We start from the raw sequence: 4,612 nt of genomic DNA on the forward strand, positions 1-4,612 counted from the left end.
GGTCGCGAAAGATCAAAAGCCCCTCACCCCAGCCCTCTCCCGCAAGCGGGAGAGGGGAACAAATAGCCGCTCCCCGACGCTACTCGATCAAGCTCCCTCTCCCGCTTGCAGGAGAGGGGAACAAATCGCCGCTCCCCGACGTTACTCGATCAAGCCCCCTCTCCCGCTTGCGGGAGAGGGCTGGGGTGAGGGGCTTTTGATCTTTCGCGACCGTTATCTCCCCGCCGCAATTGCCACCGCAGCCGCCGCCGTGCGCGTCTCCACGCCCAACTTCACGTACACATGTTCAAGGTGTTTATTCACTGTGCGCGGGCTCAGGCCGAGAATATCGCCGATATCGCGGTTGGTCTTACCGCAACTCACCCACTGCAACACCTCTACTTCCCGTTCAGTCAGTTGGAAGCGCAGGGCCAGCGCCTCCTGTGCCTGCTGTGGGGTGGGGACCGGTTTTAATGCCGGCACGCTGCGCGCCGATTGCAGGCTGCGGGCGGTGCGCAGGTGGGCGGCAACGCGGGCCAGCACTTCGTCGGTGCGGATCGGTTTGGTCACGTAGTCGATACCGCCCGCAGCAAAGCCTTCCACCACATGCTCGCTGTCGCACAGTGCGGTCATAAACAGCACGGGAATATCGGCAAGCTCGGCCTGCGCCTTGATCCGCCGGCAAGTTTCGAAGCCGTCCAGGCCCGGCATCATGGCGTCGAGCAGCACCACGTCCGGGCGCCGCCGTTGCATACGTTCCAAGGCGCTGGCGCCGTCGAGGGCGACCAGCACCATATAGCCGGCCATATCCAGGGCGTCGGATAACAACGCCAGGTTGTCCGGCGTGTCGTCGACAATCAGCACAATGCCTTGGTCGGCGGGGGGAAGGGCGGCGTTGACGGCGTTCATGGGGTCTCCTCGGCGGCGGGTTGAATGGGGGCGGCGGCGGGATTAAGCGTGAGGTGGTGCAGGGCGTCCTTGACCCGACGGTTGAATTCGTTGAGCTGAAAACGTTTTACCTGCGCGCGCAGGCTCTGGGTGTAGGCGGCGCTGGCCGGCTCCTGGCTGTCGATAACGTCGAGCTTTTCCAAGATGCCTTTGATGTAGCCCAGCTCGCCCAGCTCATAGAGCTCGGCCAAGGCGCTGGCAGAGGGCACCACCAAACTCTGCGCGGGCGGCGCGGTGATAGCGGCGCGCTTAACCCAGCGCAGGCCGAGGTAGGTCTGAATCTTCTCCAGCAGCGCCGGGGTATGCACCGGTTTGGCCAGGTAGTCATTACAGGCCGCCGCAACACTGCGCTCGCGGTCATCGGCAAAGGCGTTGGCGGAAATCACGATGATCGGTGCCAGCGACAGGGCATTACGGCGGATCAGCCGGCTGGTTTCCCAGCCATCCATCTGCGGCATCGACAGGTCCATCAAGATCAGGTCGGGATTCAGCAGCGCCACCTGGCGAATCGCTTCCTGGCCATTGGCAGCCTGGGCAATTTCAAAGCCCAGCGGCTCCAGCATGCCGGCCAAAATACGCCGGTGCTCGATATGGTCGTCGACTACCAGAATCAGCCGCCGCGGGCCCTGATAGCCAATGATGTCGTGCTCCACATGCACCACCGCCTGCGGCACGCGCACCTCGGACAAGAACAGGCGCACCTGAAAGGTGGTGCCCTGGTCCGGTACGCTTTTCACCGACAACTCGCCGCCCATCAACGAGGTGAGCATGCGCGTAATGGTCAGCCCCAGGCCGACACCGTTGTCCTGACGCATCAAATCGCCGCGTTCGAAGGGCTGGAAAATTCGCTCAATCTGCTCCGGCGCAATACCAATGCCAGTGTCGATAATTTCAAAGGTCGCCGTCTCGCGCATATAGCTGACCCGCAGGCTGACCTGGCCGCTGTCGGTAAAGCGCACGGCATTGCCCAGCAGGTTGATCAGAATTTGCCGCACGCGCTTTTCATCGCCACGCACCACGGTGGGCATACGCGCGACTTGCTCCAGGCGAAAGTGCAGACCTTTCTCTTCGGCCTGCGGGGTAAACATGCGCTCCAGGTCATGGATAAATTCCGGGAAGGGAATTTCGCTGAGCTCCAACTGCAATTTGCCCGCTTCGATTTTGGCCACATCAAGCAAGCCGTCGATTAGCGACAGCAGGTGCGAGCCGCTGCGGTAAATGGTCGCCAGGGCGTCGTGATGCTGGCCGGGCATGGCGCTGTCACGCTGCAAGATCTGCGTATAGCCGAGGATGCTATTCAGTGGCGTGCGCAGTTCATGGGACAGCCCGGTGACATAGCGGCTCTTCGCCGCATTGGCGGCCTCGGAGGCTTCCTTGGCTTTTTGCAGCGCCTCATCGGTGCGCCGGTGTGCTTCGATTTCCTGCATCAGCAGCAGGGTTTGGCGATCCGATTCTTCCTGCGCCACGCGGCGGCTTTCGCGGGTCAGCACCACCCACCAGGCGAGGATGCCGGCGAACACGGTAAGGGTTAGAAAGGCTTTGAGAAAGGCGAGGTACAAGGTTTGCTGCACCTCGGGCGAGTGCGGCAATAGGCTGTGGGACACCTGGCTGTAGATCATCAACAAGGCGCCAAGCAGCAGCCCCACCAGCACCAACAGCAAGCCGAGGTACTGCGCCAACCGGCTGTGCAAACGCGGGATCGAGGCACGCGGAAAGAGCCAGCGGACAAAGTTATCCATCTGCTCGGCCAGCCGCGCCTGGGGCTTGCAGGCATCGCCGCAGCGCGCATCCAGCGAGCAACACAGTGAGCAGATTGGCGTGCTGTAGGCCGGGCAGAACGCCATGTCCGGCGCTTCAAAGGCATTACTGCATAAGCCGCATTGCAACTCCGCTTGTGGGCCGGCGGGGTAGAGCAATTGCGGCGAGCTGGTACGGGCAATGTAGTAGCGGCCTTTGCTCAGCCAGGCGATCAGCGGCGCGGTAAGAAACGCCGAGCCCAGCGCCACCACCGGCGACGCGGCTTCCAGCATCACGCCGAAAACCCCGCCATGGGCCAGCACCGACAACAGCGAGGCAATTAGCATGGCGCCGACGCCCACCGGGTTGATGTCGTAGAGGTGCGCGCGTTTGAACTCGATATGTTTGGGCGACAGGCCCAGCGGTTTATTAATCACCAAGTCGGCCACCACCGCGCCAATCCAGGCGATGGCGATATTGGCGTAGAGCCCGAGCACTTCTTCAATGGCATCGAATACGCCGAGCTCCATCAGCATCAACGCAATAGCCACGTTAAACACCAACCACACCACACGCCCTGGGTGGCTGTGGGTGACGCGGGCGAAGAAGTTCGACCAGGCCAGGGAGCCGGCGTAGGCGTTGGTCAGGTTGATCTTTACCTGCGAAACGATGACAAACAGCACCATTGCCGCCAGCGCCAGTTGTGGCGAACCAAACACATAGCCGAAGGCAACCAGGTACATCTGTGTCGGCTCGGCGGCGCGCTCCATGGGAATTTCATGTTGCAGCGCAAGAAAGGCCAGAAAGGCGCCGGCGAGCATTTTCAGCGCGCCGGGAATAATCCAACCCGGCCCGGCCATCAGCAAGGCGGCCCACCAGCGCTTGCGGTTGGCGGCAGTTTTTTCTGGCAGAAAGCGCAGGTAGTCGACCTGCTCGCCAATCTGCGTAATCAGCGCCAGGGCCACGGTGCAGGCAGCGCCAAAGGACAGCAAATTAAACGCGCCACCTTCGCCCTCGCGGCCGGCAAAGCTGGTCCAGTCGCTCAGCGCTTCGGGGTTTTTCCAGGCGACAAACAGGTAGGGCAACAACAGCAGGACGATCCACACCGGCTGGGTCCACAGCTGCAGGCGGCTGATTAACGTCACGCCATAGGCCGCCAGCGGAATCACCATCACCGAACAAATCACATAGGCCAACGCCAGCGGAATGTGGAAATACAGCTCCAACGCCAGGGCCATGATCGCCGCTTCCAGGGCGAAGAACAGAAAGGTGAAGCTGGCGTAAATCAGCGAGGTAATGGTTGAGCCAATATAGCCAAAGCCAGCGCCACGGGTGAGCAAGTCCATGTCCACGCCATAACGCGCGGCGTAGTAGCTGATGGGCAGGCCAGTAAGAAAAATCACCAGGCTCACCGCCAGAATTGCCCACAGGGTATTGGTAAAGCCGTAGCTCAACGCCAGCGCGCCGCCGATGGCTTCCAGGGCCAGAAACGACACCGCGCCCACCGCCGTATTAGCAATGCGCCACTCCGACCATTTGCGGAACGAGCGCGGCGTATAGCGCAGGGCGTAGTCCTCCATGGTCTCGTCGGCGACCCAGCTGTTGTAGTCGCGGCGGATCTTGACGATGCGCTGGGTGCCGATTGGTTGCACGGGGTGCTCCTGGTGCCGCTGCGAGAGGATGGGGTGGCAGGGGCTTGAGCAACTTCCATGCCCTGGCCTCGCGCCACAGTTCATACGCCCGCCTGCTGCGCCTGGGCTTCTGTCTGGCTGCGTGAGTGGGCCTTAGCTTGCACCAGCCCGGAGCACCCCGCCCTACGTCAGATGACGTATGCCGTTACGTCAACCTGCGTATACCCCCGCCAGCATGCTGCCCCCCATCCTTGCCGCAACCCCAAGCCGGTACCCGAGAGGCGAGCCGGGGAGGCCAACTACCAGAGGAGCAGCAT

General features: G+C 62.0%; 2 protein-coding genes. Both read right to left on the reverse strand.

Annotated elements, in window-relative coordinates; genetic code table 11:
- Positions 1–213: 213 nt before the first annotated feature.
- Positions 214–888, reverse strand: coding sequence for a response regulator (locus tag AAAB16_RS11500; RefSeq protein WP_340663431.1), 675 nt, complete (start codon positions 886–888; stop codon positions 214–216).
- Positions 885–4,316, reverse strand: a complete 3,432-nt coding sequence (locus AAAB16_RS11505; RefSeq protein ID WP_340663432.1) for an ATP-binding protein — start codon at positions 4,314–4,316, stop codon at positions 885–887. The genes AAAB16_RS11500 and AAAB16_RS11505 overlap by 4 nt, the downstream gene beginning before the upstream one ends.
- Positions 4,317–4,612 lie beyond the last annotated feature (296 nt).

Origin of the sequence: Pseudomonas sp. (assembly GCF_037994325.1) — a bacterium.
Lineage (GTDB): Bacteria > Pseudomonadota > Gammaproteobacteria > Pseudomonadales > Pseudomonadaceae > Aquipseudomonas.

What these genes read in the sequence shown, in the direction of transcription:
- AAAB16_RS11500 (WP_340663431.1), bottom strand. Translation starts at nt 888, where the DNA reads ATGAACGCCGTCAACGCCGCCCTTCCCCCCGCCGACCAAGGCATTGTG.